At 74.3% G+C, this 19,941-nt stretch carries 17 protein-coding genes; 1 reads left to right on the plus strand and 16 read right to left on the minus strand.

What is annotated here, in order from left to right; translation table 11 throughout:
* Positions 1-51: 51 nt before the first annotated feature.
* The 16 genes from BL254_RS09420 to mftA all read right to left on the minus strand — a co-directional run bounded on the left by BL254_RS09420 (position 52) and on the right by mftA (position 18,776).
* The gene (locus tag BL254_RS09420) at positions 52-1,020 is read right to left on the minus strand and encodes a hypothetical protein (protein WP_047223335.1); all 969 of its coding nucleotides are present in this window, start codon (positions 1,018-1,020) and stop codon (positions 52-54) included.
* Positions 1,013-1,327, minus strand: coding sequence for a hypothetical protein (locus BL254_RS09425; RefSeq protein ID WP_047223336.1), 315 nt, complete (start codon positions 1,325-1,327; stop codon positions 1,013-1,015). The genes BL254_RS09420 and BL254_RS09425 overlap by 8 nt, the downstream gene beginning before the upstream one ends.
* A gap of 154 nt (positions 1,328-1,481) precedes the next feature.
* A complete protein-coding gene (locus tag BL254_RS09430; RefSeq protein WP_047223337.1) occupies positions 1,482-2,255 on the minus strand; it encodes a hypothetical protein in 774 nt (257 codons plus the stop codon).
* A complete protein-coding gene (locus BL254_RS09435; RefSeq protein WP_076843093.1) occupies positions 2,248-3,450 on the minus strand; it encodes an AAA family ATPase in 1,203 nt (400 codons plus the stop codon). Before BL254_RS09435 ends, BL254_RS09430 begins: the two co-directional genes overlap by 8 nt.
* A complete protein-coding gene (locus BL254_RS09440; protein WP_076843094.1) occupies positions 3,447-5,681 on the minus strand; it encodes an ATP-binding protein in 2,235 nt (744 codons plus the stop codon). The genes BL254_RS09435 and BL254_RS09440 overlap by 4 nt, the downstream gene beginning before the upstream one ends.
* On the minus strand, positions 5,678-6,841 hold the full coding sequence (locus tag BL254_RS26945) for a hypothetical protein (protein ID WP_047223340.1): 1,164 nt from the start codon (positions 6,839-6,841) through the stop codon (positions 5,678-5,680). The genes BL254_RS09440 and BL254_RS26945 overlap by 4 nt, the downstream gene beginning before the upstream one ends.
* A gap of 264 nt (positions 6,842-7,105) precedes the next feature.
* The gene (locus BL254_RS09450; RefSeq protein ID WP_175648331.1) at positions 7,106-8,140 is read right to left on the minus strand and encodes an NADP-dependent oxidoreductase; all 1,035 of its coding nucleotides are present in this window, start codon (positions 8,138-8,140) and stop codon (positions 7,106-7,108) included.
* 154 nt (positions 8,141-8,294) lie between these two features.
* A complete protein-coding gene (locus BL254_RS09455) occupies positions 8,295-9,488 on the minus strand; it encodes a mycofactocin-associated electron transfer flavoprotein beta subunit (protein ID WP_076843095.1) in 1,194 nt (397 codons plus the stop codon).
* Positions 9,489-9,495: 7 nt separating this feature from the next.
* Entirely contained in the window at positions 9,496-9,975 is a 480-nt protein-coding gene (locus BL254_RS26950) for a ferredoxin family protein (protein WP_175648332.1), read from the minus strand.
* Positions 9,972-11,270: an FAD-dependent oxidoreductase gene (locus BL254_RS09465; RefSeq protein ID WP_076843096.1), complete on the minus strand. Its 1,299-nt coding sequence runs from the start codon at positions 11,268-11,270 to the stop codon at positions 9,972-9,974. The genes BL254_RS26950 and BL254_RS09465 overlap by 4 nt, the downstream gene beginning before the upstream one ends.
* Positions 11,271-11,383: 113 nt before the next feature.
* The gene (locus tag BL254_RS09470; RefSeq protein WP_235433539.1) at positions 11,384-12,412 is read right to left on the minus strand and encodes a mycofactocin-associated electron transfer flavoprotein alpha subunit; all 1,029 of its coding nucleotides are present in this window, start codon (positions 12,410-12,412) and stop codon (positions 11,384-11,386) included.
* Between the two features lie 170 nt (positions 12,413-12,582).
* Positions 12,583-14,559, minus strand: a complete 1,977-nt coding sequence (locus tag BL254_RS09475; protein WP_076843148.1) for a mycofactocin system FadH/OYE family oxidoreductase 2 — start codon at positions 14,557-14,559, stop codon at positions 12,583-12,585.
* A gap of 162 nt (positions 14,560-14,721) precedes the next feature.
* A complete protein-coding gene (locus tag BL254_RS09480) occupies positions 14,722-16,947 on the minus strand; it encodes a mycofactocin system FadH/OYE family oxidoreductase 1 (protein ID WP_076843097.1) in 2,226 nt (741 codons plus the stop codon).
* A gap of 1 nt (position 16,948) precedes the next feature.
* Positions 16,949-18,214 (minus strand): mycofactocin radical SAM maturase, encoded by a 1,266-nt coding sequence (gene mftC / locus BL254_RS09485; protein ID WP_047223343.1) that lies wholly within the window; start codon positions 18,212-18,214, stop codon positions 16,949-16,951.
* Positions 18,211-18,561: a mycofactocin biosynthesis chaperone MftB gene (gene mftB / locus BL254_RS09490; RefSeq protein ID WP_200902438.1), complete on the minus strand. Its 351-nt coding sequence runs from the start codon at positions 18,559-18,561 to the stop codon at positions 18,211-18,213. Before mftB ends, mftC begins: the two co-directional genes overlap by 4 nt.
* Positions 18,562-18,629: 68 nt before the next feature.
* Complete coding sequence (gene mftA / locus BL254_RS09495) at positions 18,630-18,776, minus strand: mycofactocin precursor MftA (protein WP_076843098.1); 147 nt, start codon at positions 18,774-18,776, stop codon at positions 18,630-18,632.
* Positions 18,777-19,217: 441 nt separating this feature from the next.
* Here mftA and BL254_RS09500 point away from each other — a divergent pair, with 441 nt between their 5' ends.
* Positions 19,218-19,919: a TetR/AcrR family transcriptional regulator gene (locus tag BL254_RS09500; RefSeq protein WP_047223373.1), complete on the plus strand. Its 702-nt coding sequence runs from the start codon at positions 19,218-19,220 to the stop codon at positions 19,917-19,919.
* Positions 19,920-19,941 lie beyond the last annotated feature (22 nt).

The raw sequence follows: 19,941 nt of genomic DNA on the forward strand, positions 1-19,941 counted from the left end.
CGGACGCCGCCCCTGGCCGGACGCCGGACTGCCAGGTCCCAGAGCCATCGACTACCTCGCGGACGGGCTGGTCGCGGACCATGCGGCGACCGACCCCGCGACGACGGACGGCCTACCAGGAGCAGATGACCCGACAGGAGCGGACGGCCCGCCGGGAGAGAACGGCCCGGCAGCGGAGGGTCCGGAGCTGGTCACCCCGGCCTCGGTCGGCGCGGCGAGGGCCGGCGTGGTGGTGACGGGCGGCAGGACAAGCTCGGTGTGCAGGACCCGCAGCGACCATTCGGCCCACCGTTGCTCCGCGCCGGTACGCCGTCCCCGCACAGCCGCGGCAAAGACGAGCGCGACCTGGTCGTAGCGGTGCGCGGCCTCGGCCAGCGCGACCGCCCACCGTTCGATCCGCAGGTCGGCCGCGGCCACGGGCCAGGTGGGCTCGCCGGCCAGCGGCTCGGCCAGGATCGCCTGGACGTCGGCGAGCACGGGCAGGATGCGCCGGGCGGGCAGCCCTTCGGCGATGTCGCAACGGGCCAGCACCAGCCGTCGCGACATGACGTTGAGCACCGGCGGAACCGCCGGTCCCCCCATCGTCCCGGCAACGCCGGGCACCGGTCCGACGGCGGAACCGGACATCGGCTCGACGGCACCGGCCACCGATCCAAGGGAACCAGCCACCATGCCGGCCGAACCAGCCGGCACGTTCGACGGCGTGACAGCCGGATCGGCCGTGAGCCCGACCGACGGCTCGAACGAATCATGATCAGGGTTGGGGCCAGGAGCGGCTGGCAGGGACGCGCGGGCGGCGGCCGGGTCGTCCAGGTTGTGGACGAGCAGCCACGCGGCGACGTGGAGGAGACCGGCCGCGGTGTAGTCGGCGACCGCGTCCCGGTACCGGCCGATCCGGATGGCCAGCTCCGCCGCCCGCTGGAAGGAGCCGGCGTCCCGGTAGCAGCGCGCGGCCTCGACGATCTGCCCCGCCCGCAGGTAGCAGCTCGCGGCCCGCTCGAGCAGCACACGGTCAGTCATGGAGCCGTTGCCCTCGTTCGGCCCGTCCGGTCGACGGCTCCCGCTCGCCGGGCCGCTGCCCGGCCTGCCGCTCCTGGACCAGCGGTACCGGCCGCGGGGCCTCCTGCCCGACGGGGGCCTCCTGCTCGATGAGGGCCTCCTGCTCGATGAGAGCGTTGTTCTCGACGATGCGGGCGACGTCGGCGGTGATCCGGTCGTGGCGGGCGTCGTGGTCGGCCACGGGCACACCTTCGCCGGTGTCCTCGACGCGGAACACCTCGACCTCACCGCTGTCGGCGCGGTAACGGAACTTCACCCGGACCCGCATGCCCCACCCCCGAATCCCGTAATCCGTGTCCCGAAATCATTTTTCGTCGGTCGTGGTCTGTCGTGGCCGTGCTTCATAGTCCGGAGCCCAGAACCTGAAATCGAGAATCGAAGGCTGCGATCCGTGGCCTGGCGGCCGGAATCCGGCCGGGCCATCAGATCCGCAGCTCGAACTCGATGTCGAGGACACCGTCGTTCTCCGACCAGGTGATGCCCTCGGCGTGCCGGGCCCGGGCGTAGGCCAGGATCGCGTCCCGGTAGGCCCCGGCCAGCGCCTGGTGGAAGATGTTGCGCCCCTGAATACCGACGGTGACCAGCCGTTTCGCTGCCTCCCGGCGCAGCGCCTCGGCGCGGGCGGCGGCGGCCTCGGCCAGGGCGGCGTCCGCGCGGGCCGCGGCGGCGGCCTTCACGGCGGTGCCCTCGGCACTGTCGGCCTGCTGCCGGGCGGCGGCGAGCAGCGCCTCGACCTGGGCGTCGACGGCCCGCTCGGCGTTGCGCGCGGCCTCCCGGCGGGCGTACCGCTGCGTCCGGCCGCCGTAGTTGTCGTCGTAGTAGATGCCCTCGCCCTCGGCCTCGACGGTTTCGGCGAGCTGCCCGCGGACGACCGCGCTGGCCTCGCCGGAGGCCGTCACCTCGGCGACGGCCTCCGCGACGATCTCCAGTTCGCGGGTGGCGGGGTGGTAGCTCAGCCAGCCACCGTCGAGGGCGTGCCGGAACGACTCGCCGTCACGTTCCCACCCGGCGGTGCGGGCGAGGACTCCGGTCAGCGCGGCCAGGGTGGGCGCGCCGATGCCGGCGGTCAGCGGCTCGCGGATCCGGGCGTCGCCGGTGGCCTGCCCGCGCCGGGTCACCTGGCGGCGGACCTCCTGCTCCCAGGCGTCGCTGAGGTCACGGGTGGCGCGGACGCGGACCCGGCGCGGGTTACACATCGACCAGTTCCTCCTCGGCGAACCGTTCCCGGTAGATGGCGATCGTCTCCCGCTGGTGGCGTTGGACGTCGGCGAGCAGGTCGCGGGCGTCGGGATGGTCGCGGCGCAGCTCCAGGACGAGCCGCTGGCCGCGTCGCAGCAGCTCCCGGAACTCCTCGGCRCCGGCCACCCGCGCACGCTGGCCGGCCAGCTCGGCGAGGTCGATCCGCAGCTCGCCGAAGCTGCGCACGGTACGGCCGGGCCGGTCGACGGGCACGCCGGCGTCGGCGACGATCCGGCGTATCGTCTGCTCGTCCCGTGGGTTGGTCCACAGGTGGACGAGCGGGGCGAGGTCGGCGAGTTCGGCGGCGGCGCGGCCGGCGAGCAGCGCGCGGGCCGCGAACGTCTTCTGCGCCTTCACCGCCCGCCGGTCGGAGAAGACGACGCCTTCGGCGCGCAGGGAGCGCACGATCCGGGCGAACGGCCCGCGCACGGCGGTCAGGTCGATGTCGGCGACGGCGCGCTGGAGCCGGCCGAGATCGGCGAGGCCGAACCCGACCCGGGTGCGCCCGGCCGGGCCGCCTGCCCCGGCCGCCGCCGGATTGATCAGTTCCTGTTCGCCGCGCCAGCCGAGGGTGAGGACGTCCTCGATGTCGTCGTCGGGGACGTAGTCGAGCCGGCAGCRCAGCAGGAACCGGTCGCTGAACGCGGCCAGCACCGGATCGTCCGGAATGTCGTTGGACGCGCCGAGCAGCGTAATCAGACTGGTGTCGACCATGCGGGTGCCGTTGTGGAAGGTCCGTTCGTTGATGAGGGTGAGCAGGGTGTTGAGGATCGCCGAGCTGCCCTGGAACACCTCGTCGAGCAGGGCTATGTCGGCCTCGGGCAGCATGCCGGCGGTGTTCACCTGGTAGACGCCCTCGGTCTGCAGCCGCCGGATGTCGATCGGCCCGAACAGCTCGGCCGGTTCGGTGAACCGGGTCAGCAGATAGCTGAAGCAGCAGGCGTCGAGCGTGCGGCGGAAGCGTTCCAGCAGGCTGCTCTTGGCGGTTCCCGGCGGCCCGACGAGCAGGACGTGCTCGCGGCACAGGACGGCCAGAGCGAGCAGGTCGACCGCTTCGTCCCGGTCCACGAAGTCCTGCCGGACGTCGCGGAGCCGGGTGGCGAACGTGCGCGCCAGCACCCTGGTCGGCTGGTCCAGCGCTGGTGTGGTCATGGCGCGGTGCTCTCTCCCCGGCCGGGCCTGGTACCGGTGGCACGGGACGTCCCGGCCCGGGAGTTCCCGTCCGTGTCCGTGGTGAATTCTTCCCCATCGGTGACGATCGGGAGCGTATCCGTGATGTCACGACGTATGGCGTCCTCGGTGCGCCGGTCCGACGGCGGGCTCTTCGCCAGCTCCCGCTGCTGTCGGGCTGCCCGCAACGCCCCGATCAGCTCGCCGAGCCGGCGGGCGTCAGCAGGCCGCCGCGGGTCGCCGACCAGCTCGTCGGCGCGGCCGTCGCGGAACACCGAGCGGATCTCGTCGCCGTTGAACCCCTCGGTCGCCCGCGCGATGGCGTCCACCAGCGCGGGGCCGACYGGGATGCCGAAATGCTCGGCGTGCACCCGGACGATCTCCCGGCGGGCGTCCTCGTCCGGCAGGCCGATCCTGATCGGGCGGAATCGGCTCGGCCGCAGCAGCGCGTCGTCGATCAGGTCGATCCGGTTGGTCGTACCGATGATCAGAACCGGCACCTCGGGGCGGAAGCCGTCCAGCTCGGTGAGCAGCTGGGCGACGATCGCGTTGCCCGCCCGGCTGCCGCCGTCGCCCCGGCCGGTGCGGCTGGCCGCGATCGAGTCGAACTCGTCGAAGACCACCACGGCCGGGGCGTTGCGCCGCGCCTCGGCGAAAAGATCGCGGATCTTGCGTTCGCTCTCCCCGACGTACATGTCGGTGACCTCCGGCCCACTGACCACGAGGATCGTCGCGGCCAGCCGGGCGGCCACCGCCTTGGCGAACAGCGTCTTGCCGGTGCCCGGCGGGCCGTGGAAGATGAACCCCCGCGGCACCAGGTCGTGGCGGAGATGGGCGGGCAGGTCGACGGCGCCGCCGATGATGGTCAGCGCCCGCGCCAGCTCGGCCTTGACCTCCGCGTAGCCGCCGATCGCCGAGAACGGCACGTTCGGCACCTCGAACGAGCTGGACGTACGGGCCTTGAACACCCGCAGCTCGTGACGCAGGTCGGCGAAGGTGGGCCGCCGGTCGCCCTCGCGGAGCGCCGGGCGGTGCTGGTGGTAGGCGAACCGCAGGGCGTTGCGCAGCCGGACGGCGTTCATCCCGGCCACGTACTTGTACAGGTCGGCCGCGTCGAAGCCGTCGAAGAGCCCGGCCTCCTCGCGGGTGACCAGCGCCCGCCCCACCGGCACCCGCGCGCCGGAGCCGGTCGTCACCTCCCGGGGCAGGATCTCGATCGACAGCCGGACCGCGAACCGGTTGGCCAGCACCTCGGGGATCACCAGGGACGGGTCGGTGAACGCCAGCAGCACGCACGCGCTGCGCTCGTAGAGGACGTCGGCGAGCTCCCGGGCCTCGCTCGTCAGCGCCGCGTCGCTGCCGCCGGCGAGCAGGTCCAGATGCGGGACGACCACCACGTCACCGGGCTTGGCGTCGGCGACCGCGGCCTGCAACGCGGCCAGCAGCTCGGCGCGGCGCCCGCCACCGAGCGGGGTCGCCTCCCCCGGCCCGGACGGCGTCCCCGGCACCGCGGTCGCGGCGCCGCCGGCGGGCCGCGGCGTCCGCTGGGGCCGTCCGGAGCGGCCGGCGATCTCGTGGGCCAGGTGCTCGACGAGCAGCTTCTCGCAGCGCACCAGGACCGACAGGCCGCTCTCCAGGTACGCGGCGGCCCGGTTGATCTCCGTGTCGTGCGCGATCAGCACGGCTTCCCGCTCGCTCAGCGTCTCCGGATACCCGGACTCCGCGGCCGCGGCCGGGCCGGCCGCGTCGGCGTCCCGCCCGGCTGTGTCACCGCCCTGCCCGGGCAGGGGGGTGTTCCGCCCGGTGCTGCTGACGTGGGTGTCCACGTCCGCGCCAATCCCGCTGCCAATCCCGCTGCCGGGGCCGCTGCCAGCGCCGGCAGCGGGATTGGCAGCCGAGTTGTCCGCGGCGTCGGTGCCGGCCGCCGGCCCGCCGTCGCGCGGGGAGCCGGCCGCGGCGAGGGCCGTCAGGTCCAGGCCGGGCGGGAGGTGGAGCGGGGTCGACGGGTCGGGTTCGGCCAGCTCCAGGACGAGCCGCCGGACCGGTACGTCCAGGTAGGCCGGATCCAGCGGGGTGAGGCTGAACGCCGGCAGGTCGGCCAACAGCTCACCGAGCGTGAGCTCCGGTTCGTCGGTCTCGGCCAACACGTAGCGATCGTGAAACGCCGTCGGGTCGAGGGGGACGAGCCGCAACATGCGTACACCCGCACTCATGCCGCACCTGCCACCGACACGGCGAGCCGATACCGCCGGACGAGGGTCAGCGCGTCGCGGTGGCCGTCCAGGAACATCCGGGAGCGGATCAGCTCCGGGTCGCGCTGGTCCAGCACGGCCAGCGGCGCCCAGAACCGGATGGTGGCAACAGGCAGGTCGTCGGGCGGCCCGGTGCCGGCGAGCGCCCGGGCCGCCGCGCCCAGCCGCCCGTCCCAGTCGGCGCCGTGGCGCAGCCGGGCCAGCAGATAGACGTCGAGCACGACATCGGGATGATCGTTGGACAGCCGGGTCAGCAGCTCCGCGCGCCAGGCGAGCACCGCCGGGTCGGACGACCAGGCGGCCAGCGCCGCGGTCAGCACGGCACGCCCACGCGGCCGGCCGAGCAGGCCGACGGCGGCCGCGGCCTGCGTCGCGGTGGCACCGCGGGCCAACCGGGCCAGCGGCGGCCGGTACAACACCGCGGTCAGGGGAGACGCCCGCAGCAGCGCGTCGGCCAGCTCGGCGTCGATCGTCCGCTCCGCCGCCGGCCCGACCGGCGTGGCCAGCCCGACCGGTGTGGCCGGTGTGGCTGGCCCGGGCACCCCTGCTGGCCCGGGCGGCCCGGGCGGCCCGGATGCCGCGGCCGGCCCGGAGTCCGCCGTCCGCCCGGGTGTTGCTGCCCGCCCGGCTGTTGCTGCCTGTTCGGATATCGCTGCCTGTTCGGATGTTGCCGTCCGTTCGGGCGTTGGCGTGCGGGGTACCGTCCGGCAGGCCAGCAGGGCCGGAGCGACCACGGCGTGCCGGGCGAGCGCGTCGGCCCAGCCACCGGCGGGCAGCCCCACGGCGGGAGACGCCTCGGCGAGGGCCCGCGCCGGCACGGGCTCGGCCCGCCCGCCGACCGCGGCGGCCAGCAGCAGCGCCCCCGGGCCGACCGGCACCGGGTCGGCGAACGGAGGCGATCCCGTCCCGAGCCGGGCGGCCGTGCCGCGGATCAGCTCCCGCAGCGCCGTCACGGTGGCCGCACCGGGACGACCGAGCCCGCCGACGTCCCGCAGCGGGCCGACCGGTGGCGGCCCCGGCCCTCTCGCCGCGTCACCACCCGCCGGCCGGTCGGCGCCAGCGGCTCCAGCGGCCTCGGTGGCCCAGGCGAGCACCCGCCGCACGGTCGTCTCCGCGTTCATCCGGCGGTCCCCCAACAGGGGGTGATCACCATGCTCTCAGCACCGTCCCGGGCACCTCTCACCTCCTGTGCGCGCCACCTCTTGCGAGCGTCACCTCTTGTGCGCGCGCCGTGGCCGTAAGCACGGCGTCAGCATCAACAGCGACGTCTCGAAGAAGATCGGACTCTCCCGTTGTTCCGGGCGGCTGCCCTGGATCCGGCCAGGAACGACGCAGGCTGCGTCCCCCGTCGTGCGGACCACCGCGCGTTCGTCCCGGAGGTCATCTCAGCCGTCCCGGCTCAGGCGGGCGGAGCCGGCGATCTCGAGTACGAGCTTGCCGGTGTTGCCGCCGGAGAAGAGCAGGAGCAGCGTCTCGGGGAAACACCCGATCCCGCCGGTGACGACGTCCTCGCGGGCCCGCAGCGAACCGTCCGCCAGCCAGCTGGCCAGCTCCGCCGTCGCCTCCGGATAGCGGTCGGCGTAGTCGGAGACCAGCATCCCCGTCATGGACGCGCGCTGGATCAGCAGCCACCAGTAGTTCCGCGGTCCGCTGACCCGCGTGGTCGCGTTGTACCGCGAGATGGCGCCGCAGATGACCACCCGCGCGCCGAGGGCCAGGTGGACGAGGACGCCGTCGAGGATGTCACCGCCGACATTGTCGAAATAGATGTCGACGCCGTCGGGGGCGTACTTGTGCAGCGCGTCCTCGACATTCTGCTCCTTGTAGTCGATGGCCGCGTCGAAACCGAGCTCGTCGACCAGCCAGCCGCACTTGCGTGCGCCACCTGCTATACCGATGACACGGCATCCCAGCCGTTTGGCGATCTGGCCGACCACGCTGCCGACGGCACCGGCAGCCGCCGAGACCACCACGGTGTCACCCGGCCGGGGGCGGCCGATGTCGAGCAGCCCGAAGTAGGCGGTCAGGCCCGGCATCCCGAGCGCGCCGAGGTAGGTCGGCAGCGGCGCCCGGCCGGTGTCGACCGTGACGACGCCCCGGCCGTCGGAGACCGCGTACTCCTGAACCCCGAACGGCCCGGTGACATGGTCACCCACGGCGAACCCGGGATTCCTGGAGGCGACGACGCGGCCGGCCGCATAGGCGCGCATGACCTCCCCCAGCGGCACCGGCGGGACATAGGAGCGCGCCTGGTTCATCCAGCCCCGCATGGCCGGGTCGAGGGAGACATAGCTGATCTCGACGAGGAACTCCCCCTCACCCGGGGTGGGAACCACTGTCTCGACCTGCTCCCAGTCGCCGGAGGCGGGCAGGCCCACCGGACGGGCCGCGAGACGGATCTGCCGGTTGACGGCCTTCAAGGTCCACCCTCCACGGGACAACGGCGCTTGGTACGGCGGCTGCCCCTGCCAGGGGAGCCCTTACGGAGGCGGCCCTGGCAGGAACAGCCCTGATACGGCGGATGCCGCGTGCCGGATGCCGGGCGCCGGGCAGCCACCGCCGACGGTAGCGCGGCTACGGCCCGGCGGAGAGCCGCTCGCCGAGGTAGCCGTTGCGTTCCAGGAAGGCCAGCAGCGCGTCGGCCGCGCCGGCGGCGTCCACGGGGCCGACGATGGTGGGCGGTTCGTGCGCGACCAGCACGCCGGTCAGCTCCATCAGGCGCTGCCGTGGGGTGCCTGACGGCGGCGGGACGACCCTGGTCCGCGGCCGGAACGGACGCGCCGAGCGGACCGTGACGGCGGCCGCCAGGTCGTCGCCGGCGACGGTTTCCGCGTCCAGCACGGCTATCTCGGCACGCTCCGCCGCCAGGACCGCCGGCAGGGACGCCCGTCGCGGCCGGACGCCGGCGCCCTCGACCGAGCACACCGCCGGCGGGCGCACCCGCAACCGTTCCCGCCGGCCGCCGTCGAGACGGCGCTCGGCCAGCAGCGACCCGCCGTCGACACGCAGGTCGACCAGCCCGAGCGCCTGGGCGGCGCCGAGTTCGTGCGCCAGCAGCGCGGGCAGCGCGCCCGTGCCCCGGTCCGGGGAGCGGTCGCCGCAGAGCACCAGCGCCGGCTCCCCGACGGTACGGATCGCGGCGAGCAGGTTCTGGGCCAGGGCGCGCTCGTCCCGGCCGAGATCGTCGAGGTAGTGCCGGGCGGAGCCGAGCGGATCGCCGAGGTGCCGGGGATCGTCACCGTGGCGCGGGCCGCCGGTGTGCGACGCCGGCCCCGCCCCCGATGCCGGCCCCGCCCCCGATGCCGACGCCGCCCCCGATGCCGGCGCCGACGCCGGCCATGGGACCCGCAGCACTCGCGCGCCGAGCGCGGCCGCGGCGCGCAGGGTCTCGCCGGCGGCGGGTGGACCGGCGGCCACGGCCAGCACCGCCCCACCCCAGGCGTCGGCGATCCGCAGCGCGTGCTCGAGGGCGGCCTGCTCGGCCGGGGCGATCCCGGCGCCGCGCAGGTCCCGGGTGACGGCCCCGGTCAGCGGGTCGACATCCGGCCGCAGGTCGGTGTGGCACAGGCACACGGCAACGAGCGGCGCGACCACCGCCCCGGCCACGGCCCCGGTAGCGGCCGCTGCCCCGGTGTCGGCCGGGGTCTCGGCCGACGTCCCGAGCGGGGTCCCGGCCGACGTCCTGGTATCGGTTGCTGTTTCGGCCACGGCCCCGGCTGGTGTCTCGGCCGCTGTCGTGAGCGTCGGTCCGGACGGCTGTGACGTCATGGCGCCGTCACCCCCGCCGGAAGACGACGCCCTGCCCGCCGTCCGGGTAGGTCCATCTGATCGCGTTCTCGCCGTTACAGATCATGTAGCAGGTCCCGCACTCGAAGCACTGCTCGTAGTTGAACAGGATGCCGCCGTCGGAGGTCGGGGCGAACAGGTTGGCCGGGCAGGCGGTCACGCACGCCTTCGTGGTGCACGAACGGCAGACGTCGGAGTCGACCATGATGTGGGCCCGCTCGCCGACCCGGAAGTCGACGGTGGCCATCCGGTCGTCGAAGGAGATGTCGTGCCAGCGTTCGCCCGTGGCGGCCCCGGCCGCATCGCCCGAGCCGGCCGGGCGAGCCGAGCCAGCTGTGACCGCCGGGTCTGCCGGCAGGCCCGTGGCCGCCGGGCCGGTCCTGGCCGGTGCGGCCGCCGGGGCTGCCCGACCGGCCCGGCGACGATCCCGGCTGCGGTCCCTGACGAGGCCGAGCGGCAGGCGGCTCATCGGAACACCCGGCCGATCCGGGCCGCGTCGGCGGCCAGCTCGCGCAGGCTCACGCCGTTGCGCCTCGCCGCCCGCCGCAGCAGCCGGGTGAGCCCGGGCTTGGGCGTCGGGTTCGTCACGGTGAACACCCCTTCGGCGATGTCGGTGATCAGGCCGGGATACCGCTGCTGGATCCGTTCGGAGAGGATCACCCCGGGCGCGCCGCGCAGCCGTCTGTGGTCGGCCAGCACGAACTGTCCCTCCAGGTCGGACCGGTAGGAGGCGAGCCCGGCCGAGGAGACGTCACCGACGGTGATCGCCCGGGCGGCGGCCCGGCCCGCGGCCAGCCCCGAGCCGATGGCGAAGTTGACCCCCTCCAGCCAGATGCCGGCGGCGAGCGTCATGCCGGCGGCATCGCCGGCGAGGAGCAGCCCGTCGGCGTGCAGCCGCGGCATCGCGTCGTAGCCGCCTTCGGGGATCAGATGGGCGGAGTACTCCTTGACCGTCGACCCGCGCAGGTAGGGCGCGACGGCCGGGTGCGCCTTCACATCGGCGATGATCTCTTCGGGACGCACCTTCGCCGCCGCCAGGTGGGGCAGGGAGAGCACCACGCCGACGCTGACCGTGTCCGCGTTGGTGTAGAGGAAGCCGCCGCCGGGGATGCCGCGGGTGCAGCCGATCATCTCGATGTCCACGCCCTCGGTGCGGCGCACCCCGAAACGTTCGTCGATCACCTCCGCCGGCAGCGACAGCACCTCCTTGACGCCGAGGGTGTGGTGCGCGGCGTCGGCCCGCGGCAGCAGGCCGGCCTCCTTCGCCAGGAACGAGTTCACCCCGTCACAGGCGATCACGACCTGGGCGCGCAGGTCGCCGTCCGCCCGGTCGGTGCGCACACCGACGACCCGGCCGGCGGCGTCGCGCAGCAGCCCGGTGGCCACGGTCGAGGTGACCAGCCGGGCGCCCGCGGCCACGGCCCTGCCCGCCAGCCAGCTGTCGAAGTCCGCCCGGTAGGTGGTCATCCCGTTGTAGGGGGCGGCGCCCCAGGCCTCGCTGCGGTAGTCGATGGACAGCGACCGCGCCGGCGTCATGATCATCGTCGACCGGCGTACCACCCAGCGCTCCACCGGCACCTCCTCCCACCAGGCGGGGAGGACCTCGTCGAGGACCCGGCCGTAGATCACGCCACCGTAGACGTTCTTCGACCCGGGAAACGGCCCCCGCTCGACGAGCGCGACGGACCGGCCCGCCCGGGCCAGCTCGAGCGCGGCGGCCGACCCCGCCGGGCCGGCACCGACGACGACCGCGTCGAAGAGCAACGTCGCCCGGCCGGATGACGCCGGTGACGCCGGTGACGCCGACGGCGGGGACGAGGCCGACGCCGACGGTGCGGGCGCCGCGGGCGTTGCCGACGACGCGGCGGGCGTTGCCGTCACGGCCGGACCTCCTCGGGGACGGGGACACCGAACCGCCGGGCCAGCTCCACCAGCAGCGCACGGGCGTCGGTGACCAGGCCGAGATCGGCCATCGCGGTCATCGGGCAGGACGGGTCGACGTTGACGCTCACCACGTGCCGGGGCGAGCCCAGCCCGCCGACGTGCTGGCTCGCGCCGGAGATCCCGAACGCGACGTAGAGCTCGGGGTCGACCGTCACCCCGGTCGTGCCGATCTGGCGGTCGTAGCCGATCCAGCCGGCGTCGCTGGCGACCCTGGTCGCCCCCGTCGAGGCGTCGAGCGCCGCCGACACGGCGGCGAGCAGGTCGAACAGCGCCCGCGCCTGATCCGCGCCGGACCCGGGGGGCACCAGCCCGGCGCCGCCGCCGACGACCCGGCCGGCCTCGGCAAGATCCATCGTCGCCGGATCCGGCTCGACCACCTCGATGACGTCGACATCGCGCGCCCAGACCGGCGAGGACCGCGAAGGTGACAGCGGCGGCAGGGGCAGCTCGCGCGGATCCGGACGCGGCCCGGCCGTGGGCACGGAGCGCACGCCCGGCAGCAGGGTCGCCACCGCGGGCCGCACGCACTCGACCGTGAGCAGCAGCCGGTCGTCCAGCCTCGACAGCTCCGCCCGCACCACCCCGTCGGCGTCCCGCCGGACCGCGACGGCGCCGGCAAGCAGCGGACGGTCGAGCGCGGCGGCCAGCCGCGGAGCAAGGTCACGGCCGTCCGGGGACGCCGGCAACAGCAGCAGCGGGACGTCGGCGAGCACGTCGGCGAGCACCCGGGCGAGCGCGCCGGCGCGCAGCCCGGGGCCGGTGTCGCTCCACCACAGCGCCGACGCGCCGGTGACCGCCTGCGCCGCCTCCTTGGCCCCGCCACCGATGACCAACACCTGCCCGTCGGCCTCGGCGATGCTCTCCTCGGCGCCCAGCGGCAGCACCCCACCACGCGCCACCACCACGGCAAGCACCGCCCCACCCGGAACGAACCGGCCGTCTCCCACACCCCCCGCGCTCACAGCTTCCGGTTCGCTCCGTCGGACACTCCCTCCGCGGCCGCCCTCGTCCCGATGACGACCACTCCACTCGCGCCCTCCTGCGTACTCCACCCCCGGTTCGCTCCGTCGGACACTCCCTCCGCGGCCGCCCTCGTCCCGAGGACGACCACTCCACTCGCGCCCTCCTGCGCTCACAGGGACACCGCCACGCGTTGGCCTTCGACGACCGCGGCGTGCGCGCGGCGGGGGGCAAGGCAGTCACCGACCCGGTGGACGGAGAACGGCAGCGCCGGCAGATCCTCGCGCAGGCCGCGCCAGAGCGTGTCCTCCGCCTGCTGCTGGACGGCGCAGACCACCCAGTCCACGGCGCGCTGGGCGTCGGTGCCGGTGGGATGGTGCTGGAGGGCGAGCAGCACACCGCCGTCCGCGCCGGGTGTCACCCCCATCGGCACCAGGTCGGTGCTCTGGGCGATGCCCCTGGCCGCCGCCCGGACGTTCCAGGTCTCCAGGTCCAGCGTCACCCCGAGGTCCTGGCCCACGACCATGCCGTTGGTGACGACCTCGACCTGGCAGCCCCGGTCGGCCAGCAGCTCCGCGACGGAGGTGGCCTGGTGGAACCCCAGCTCGTCCACGACCACGACGGTGCCGCTCGGTTCCGCCCGCCCCTCCAGCACGTCGCGCACGTCTACCACCCGGGGATGCCCCGCCGCCCACCAGGGGGGATTCGGTCGGGCACCCGTGGCCAGCACCACCGCGTCCGGGGCCTGCGCGCGCAGGAAGTCCGCGTCCACCTCGACGGAGGTCCTCACGTCGACGCCGGTCCGCCGCACGTGCGCGATCAGGTTGCGCGCGATGTCGAGGAACTCCGCCCGGCTGGGCACGGCCGCCGCCACCGGCACCTGGCCGCCCAGCCGCGACGACCGCTCGAACAGGGTGACATGGTGCCCGCGCTGGGCGGCGGTGACAGCGGCCTGCATGCCGCCGGGGCCGCCGCCGACGACGTGGACCCGCCGCCCACGGCGGCGCGGCGGTGGCAGCGGCACCGACTCCCGGCCGGTGCGCGGGTTCTCGATGCAGCCCAGCCAGCGGTTGAGCCCCATCCGTCCCACGCACTCCTGGTTGCAGGACAGGCAGGTGCGGATCTCGGTGGCGTGCCCGGCCCGCGCCTTGGCCACGAAGTCCGGGTCGGCGATCTGCCCGCGCACCACCCCGATGAGGTCGGCGTGCCCCGCGGCCAGGGCCCGGTCGGCCTGCAGCGGGTCCTTGAACCGGCCGACGCCGACGACGGGCAGGCTCACCGCCTGCCGGATCGCGCTCGGGATGAACATCGCGTAGCCCGGCGGCACCTGCATGCTCGCCTCGATCATGTAGAGGGTGGCGGTGGCGACACCGATCGAGGTGTTGATGTAGTCGACCTTGCCGGTGGCCTCCACCAGCCGGGCCACGGCGACGGCCTCCTCGATCGTCGTCCCGCCCTCGATCAGCTCGTCGCCGCAGATCCGCACGCCGAGGGCGCGCCGCGGGCCGAGGGCCGCCCGGACCACGTCGACGATCTCCAGCAGCAGGCGGGCCCGGTTCGCCAGCGTCCCGCCGTAGGCGTCGGTGCGCCGGTTGGTCGCCGGGGAGAGGAAGCCGCGCACGATGGACGAGTGCGAGCACTGCAGTTCGACGCCGTCGAAGCCGCCGGCGACGCAGTGCTCGGCGACCAGCCCGTAGCCGTCGACCACTTCCCGGATCTCGTGAAGCTCGACGGCCTTGGGGACCTCGCGGAACAGCGGGTCGGGCACCGGGCTGGGCGCCCACACCGGCAGCCGCGAGTACATCGACGATGCCTGGCCGCCGTTGTGGTTGATCTGGGCGAGGATCGGCACGCCGTGCGCGTGCACCGCGTCGGTGATCCGCCGGTAGCCGGGGATCACCTGCGGGTTGAACCCGTGGATGAGCTTCTCGTACGGCCAGTCCGTGGGATGCGTCGAGTGCTCCTCGGTGATGATCATCCCTGCGCCGCCCGCCGCCCGGGCCGCGTAGTAGGCCACGTGCTGCTCGGAGGGCAGGCCGGCCCGCGCGTAGTTGGTCAGGTGCGCCGAGAAGACCACCCGGTTGTCGACGGTGAGCGGCCCGACGCGTAACGGGCTGAACAGGTACCGGTAACGGCTGGTGGCACTCATGTCGCCTTCCTGGGTGCGGGCTGCCGGCTGGGCGCGGGCGGCCGTCCGGGCCCCGGTCCGTACGGCCGCGTAGCCGCCGGGCGAGGAGCCGCCGGACATGCGGCCAGCGGACGAGGAGCCGCCAGGCGGGAAGCCGCTGAATGAAGGTCCATCGGAGGTGGCCTAACCGCGGCGTGCCCCGGCGAGCGGCCGGGACGCCGGCGGGCTCGTACGGCCGCCGATCTCGAGTGCGCGGCGGCGGCCCTCCAGGACCGCTTCGAGAACCGTCCGCGGCGCCACGCAGTCGCCGGCCCGGGGCGTGCCCGGCCGGGCCGTGTACAGGGCCTCCTCGGGGAGACGGTGACCACAGTCGACGAGCACCGCGCACGGCAGCGTGCGGCGCTCGCCCGTCCAGACGTCCTCCAGCACGACCCGCCCGCCGCCGGCCTCGCGCAGCAGCACCCGCAGCCGGCGGCGCACACCCGCCCGCTGGAGCCGGGTGTTGGCCGGTGCGAGATCACCGGTGAGGGAGAGCAGCGTGCCCGCCACCGTGTCAGGGGTGCCCAGGGTCACCTCGCGCCCGGCGTCGGCGAGCCATTCGGCGACCCCGACCGCCACCGGCCCCCCGACCGGGTCGTGGACGAACACCGGGCCGGCCGGAACGGCGTCCAGGCCGCCGCGCAGCACGTCGAGCACGTCGAGCACGGTCGTCTCGCCGGCGCCGGGACGGTCCTCGGCGGCGCCCCCCTCAGCAGCGCCGCCGCCTTCGTCACCAGCACCAGCACCAGCGACGGTGACGGTGACGGTGACGGTGACGGCTTCACTATCGGCTCTGTCTTCCTCGCCGAGAGCACTCTTGTTACCGACATCGCTTTTGTTGCCGCTGTCATCGGCGGCACCGCCCTCACCGTCGGCGGCGGCACCGGCACCGGCGGCGAGAGCGGCGGCATCATCGGCGCCAGCCGGTCCGTAACGGCCAGGCACGGGCCGGGAGCCGGTGGCGAGCAGGACGTCCCAGCCGTCCGCGACAGCCGCGTCGAGATCGTCGACGGTCACCTCGGCCCCGAGGTCGACCCGCACCCCGAGCCGGTGGCACTGCGCCGCCAGCCAGTCGGTGAGCAGGGCCAGCCGGGTGCGGCCCGGCCCGACCGCGGCGGCCCGCAGCGCGCCGCCGAGCACACCGGTGCGTTCGGCCAGCCGGACCGGGTGCCCGCGCAGCGCCAGCACCCGGGCGGCCTCCAGCCCGGCGGGCCCACCGCCGACCACCAGCACACCGCGGGCCCGCGGGTCGGTGCCCCTGACCGGTCCTTCGGCGGTCTCGTGCCCGCTGTACGGCTCGCCGACGCAGCTCACGACCGGGTTGCGGTTGTCACGCACCCGGCAGGCCTGGTTGCACAGGACGCACGGCCGGACCTGGTCGGCCGCGCCCGCGCGCACGAGACGCACCAGGTCGGGTTCGGCGATCTGTGCCCGGGTCATCTCGACCATGTCGGCGACGCCGTCGGCCAGGGCGGCCTCGGCCTCGGCCACGTCCACGACGCTGCCCTGCAGCACCACGGGGACGCCCCCGGTGGCGGCCCGCATCCGCCGGCACAGCTCCAGGTTGAACATCGGTGGCGTGTGCGCGGTGGGCCGGTAGGCGGAGGTGGAGAACGGCCCGCCGCGGACCACGACGAGCAGGTCGATGTCGCCGGCGAGGGCGGCGACCTGCTCGGCCGCCTGCTCGGGCGTCACCCCGGCCCAGGGCGCGAGCTCGTCGCAGGACAGCCGCAGCGCGAGGATGCCCTCGGCCCCCAGCGCGCCGCGCACCGCGGCGATCACCTCGCGGGTCAGGCGCAACCGGTCGCTGCCGTAGCCGTCCTGACGCTGGTTGGTCAGCCCGGAGTGGAACTGGCGCAGCAGCGAGACGACCCCGGCGTCGATCTCCACCCCGTCGGTGCCAGCCGCCGTGGCCAGCCGGGCGGCGGCGGCGAAACCCTCGATCACCGCGTCGATCTCGGGCTGTTCCATCTCCGCGGGCAGTTCGCGGCTGGCCGCGTCGGCCACCGGCGACGGCGCCCACAGCACCGACTGGGAGAACGCGCTCGAGCCCTGCCCGCCGGCGTGGCCGAGACCGGCGAGCACCAGGGTGCCGTGTTCCCGGCAGGCGTCGGCCACCGCGGACCAGCCGGGGGCGCAGTCGGCGGCCAGCGGTGCCCGTTCGTAGGGCCAGTCGTCGGCGGTGACCGACGCCGTCTCGGTGACGATGATCCCGGCGCCGCCGGCGGCCCGCCGGGCGTAGTAGGCCACCTGCCGGGGGCTCAACGAGCGCCGCTGGCCGAGGTTGGTCTCGTGCGGCCCGAACAGCACCCGGGATGACGCCTGCCGTGCCCCCAGTAACAGGGGGTCGGCCAGTTGTGGGGCGGGCATGTCAGTGCCCCACGGCGGTGGGCGCGAACCCGGCCAGCGGGTCCTGCTGACAGGCACTCACCGGTGCGGCACTCACCGGCGCGCGGCCGATGACCACCGGGACCGGCCCCGGCCCGCCGCGCCCCGACCCCCCGTGCCGCGGCGGCTTCCCGGCGGCGGCCCGGGCGTGGGAGTGGTCGCCGGAGGGCTTCGGGACGCCGGCGTCGCCGCGGGCGAGCAGGGCGTCGACCCCGTAGCCCTGGACGCACTCGGGATCCGGGCCGTCCAGCGGCAGGCCGGTGAAGAACTTCGCGGCCATGCAGCCGCCCCGGCAGGAGTCGAAGTGCGCGCAGGACGCGCACGCGCCCCCGCTCTGCGGCGCCCGCAGCTCGGTGAACAGCTCCGAGGAGCGCCAGACCCGCTCGAAGCCACCGGGCTCGCGGACGTTGCCGGCGAGGAAGGAGTCGTGGATGGCGAACGGGCAGGCGTAGACGTCCCCGACCGGGTCGATCAGGCAGACCACCCGGCCGGCGCCGCACAGGTTCAGTCCGGGCAGCGCCTGGCCGTAGGCGGACAGGTGGAAGAAGGAGTCCCCGGTGAGCACCTGCTCGCCGTGGGCCACCAGCCAGTTGTAGAGCTCGCGCTGCTGGGCGGCGGTGGGGTGCAGCTCGTCCCAGACGTCGGCGCCGCGGCCGGACGGGCGCAGCCGGGTCAGCCGCAGCTGGGCGCCGTACCGGTCGGCGAGGGCCTTGAACGCGTCGAGCTGGCCGGCGTTGTGCCGGGTGACGACGACGGAGAGTTTGAAGCCCGAGAACCCGGCGTCGGCGAGGTTCTCCATGGCGCGCACGGCGGTGGCGTGGGAGCCCTCGCCGCGGACCGCGTCGTTGATCTCGGCGGTGGCGCCGTCCAGGGAGATCTGCACGTCGACGTAGTCGCTGCCGGCGAGCCGGGCTGCGACGTCCCTGGTGATGCGCACCCCGTTGGTGGAGAACTTCACCCCGACGTGGTGGGCGACGGCGTAGTCGACGATCTCCCAGAAGTCCGGGCGGACGGTCGGTTCGCCACCGCCGATGTTGACGTAGAAGACCTGCATGCGCTCGAGCTCGTCGATGACCGCCCTGCACTCCGCGGTGCTCAGCTCGCGCGGGTCGCGCCGCCCCGAGCTGGACAGGCAGTGCACGCAGGCCAGGTTGCAGGCGTAGGTGAGTTCCCAGGTCAGGCAGATCGGGGCGGCCAGGCCGTGCTGGAAGTGGTCGACCAGGCGGGCCGGTGCCGCGGCGACACTCACGGCAGGCTCCTTTCGACGATCATGGATGTTGCCGCCAGCGTGGCAAGGGCACGGTGGTAGCGCGGCAGGTCGGCCTCGGTGAGGCCGACCGCGGTGGCGGCGTCCCGCGCGCGGGGGTGCTCCGGCAGTGCCTGGACCAGGCGCAGCAGCGTCGGGTCCTTCAGGAAGGACAGCCGGCGCGTCCCGAAGTGGTAGACCAGCGCTCCGAAGGGCTCCGGCCGCACCGAGACCTGGGGATGCAGCTGCCAGGGGGCGTCGAGGGCGAAGTCGGGGACGGCCCGCGCCGCCGCGGTGGGCTCGCTCGTCCGGGCCGCGCGGGCCGCGCGGGCCGGTGCCGCGTCAGCCACTGTCTGCGCTGGCCGTCCGGGCGCGGCGGACGGGGTGAACGATGGCTGACGCGGCACGGGACGCGGCACTAGTAGACCCCGCACATCCCGTCGATGGAGACGTCCTCGACGAGGAACTCCTCCTGGATGACGTCGACATCGCCGTCGACGGCCTGTGCCGCGCCAGCGGTGTCCTCGTCGAGGATGGTCAGCGTTTCGCCTGCGTGGTTGCCCATGGCCGCTCCCTTGTCGCTTCCCTGTGTCGGTCGGGTGGTTTCGTGTGCGAAGTCACAGTAGTGGCACTCAGTGCCGAGTCACAGTAGTGGCACTTGGTGCCGAAAGGAAGCCCCTGAACCGTTTCCACCCAGATCTCCGGCCGAATCTTCCGTCCAGATCGTCCGTCCGGCCAGGTCTTCCGTCTGCCTTCCGCCTGTCTTCCGTCTGGATGCCCTGGCCGGCGAGCGGCCGGGCGCGTCGGCTCCCGCGCGGCGCGGATCGCAACGGATCTTCGGGGCGGTCGCCGACTGGTGCCAGTCGGTACCGATTGGTATCGATTGGTGTCGATCAGAATCGATTGGTATCGATTACCATCGATTGGTATCGTCGGCGGGCGAAGCGACACTGCCCATGATCCGGGAGCTCACGCCCCGGCGATGTCGCGGGAGGGCGGCACAGCGATGGCGCGACCGAAGGTTCCGCTGATCTCCAGACAACGGGCACTGGAGGTCGCGCTGGAGATCATAGACACGGAGGGTATCGACTCGCTGAGCATCCGGCGGCTCGCCGAACGACTCAGGGTCAACGGCGCCTCCCTGTACCACCACTTCCAGAACAAGGACGAGATCGTCGTCGGCGCGGCAAAACTGGCGCTCGAAGGTGTCCGCACCCCGCAGGCCCACGACGAGCCCTGGCGGGCGTGGATCCTGCGCAGTGCCCGCCGGCTGCGGCAGGCACTGCGCGAACATCCCGACCTCGTGCCCGTGATGCTGCGCCGCCAGCCGCTGAGCATCGGCTTCATGCAGCTGGAGGCCACCGCCGCGCTGCTGGCTGAGGAAGGTGTGCCGGTCGGGGCGATCGCGCCGATGCTGGAGGCGCTCGAGCTTGCCGCGATCGGCAGCGCCCTGCACGAGGCGCGCGGCGGCGACGACCGCGCCGGGGTGGATCACGACGCCGAGCGGACGCCGTATCTCAGCCAGGCGTTCGAACAGCGTTCCCTGTCCGCCGACGAGATCTTCGACAGGCTGTGCGGACAGCTCGTCGACACGGTCGTGGCCACGGCTGCCGAGCGGGCGGCGGGGACGCCCGCCACGCGGGCGCTTCCCCCTCCCCAGCGACGGGCCCGGTCGCCCCAGAGCTCCTCGGCGAAGGCCACCGCCTGACCCTCCGGCAGGGTGATCGGCA

Source organism: Protofrankia sp. BMG5.30, assembly GCF_001983005.1.
Classification (GTDB): Bacteria; Actinomycetota; Actinomycetes; order Frankiales; family Frankiaceae; genus Protofrankia; species Protofrankia coriariae.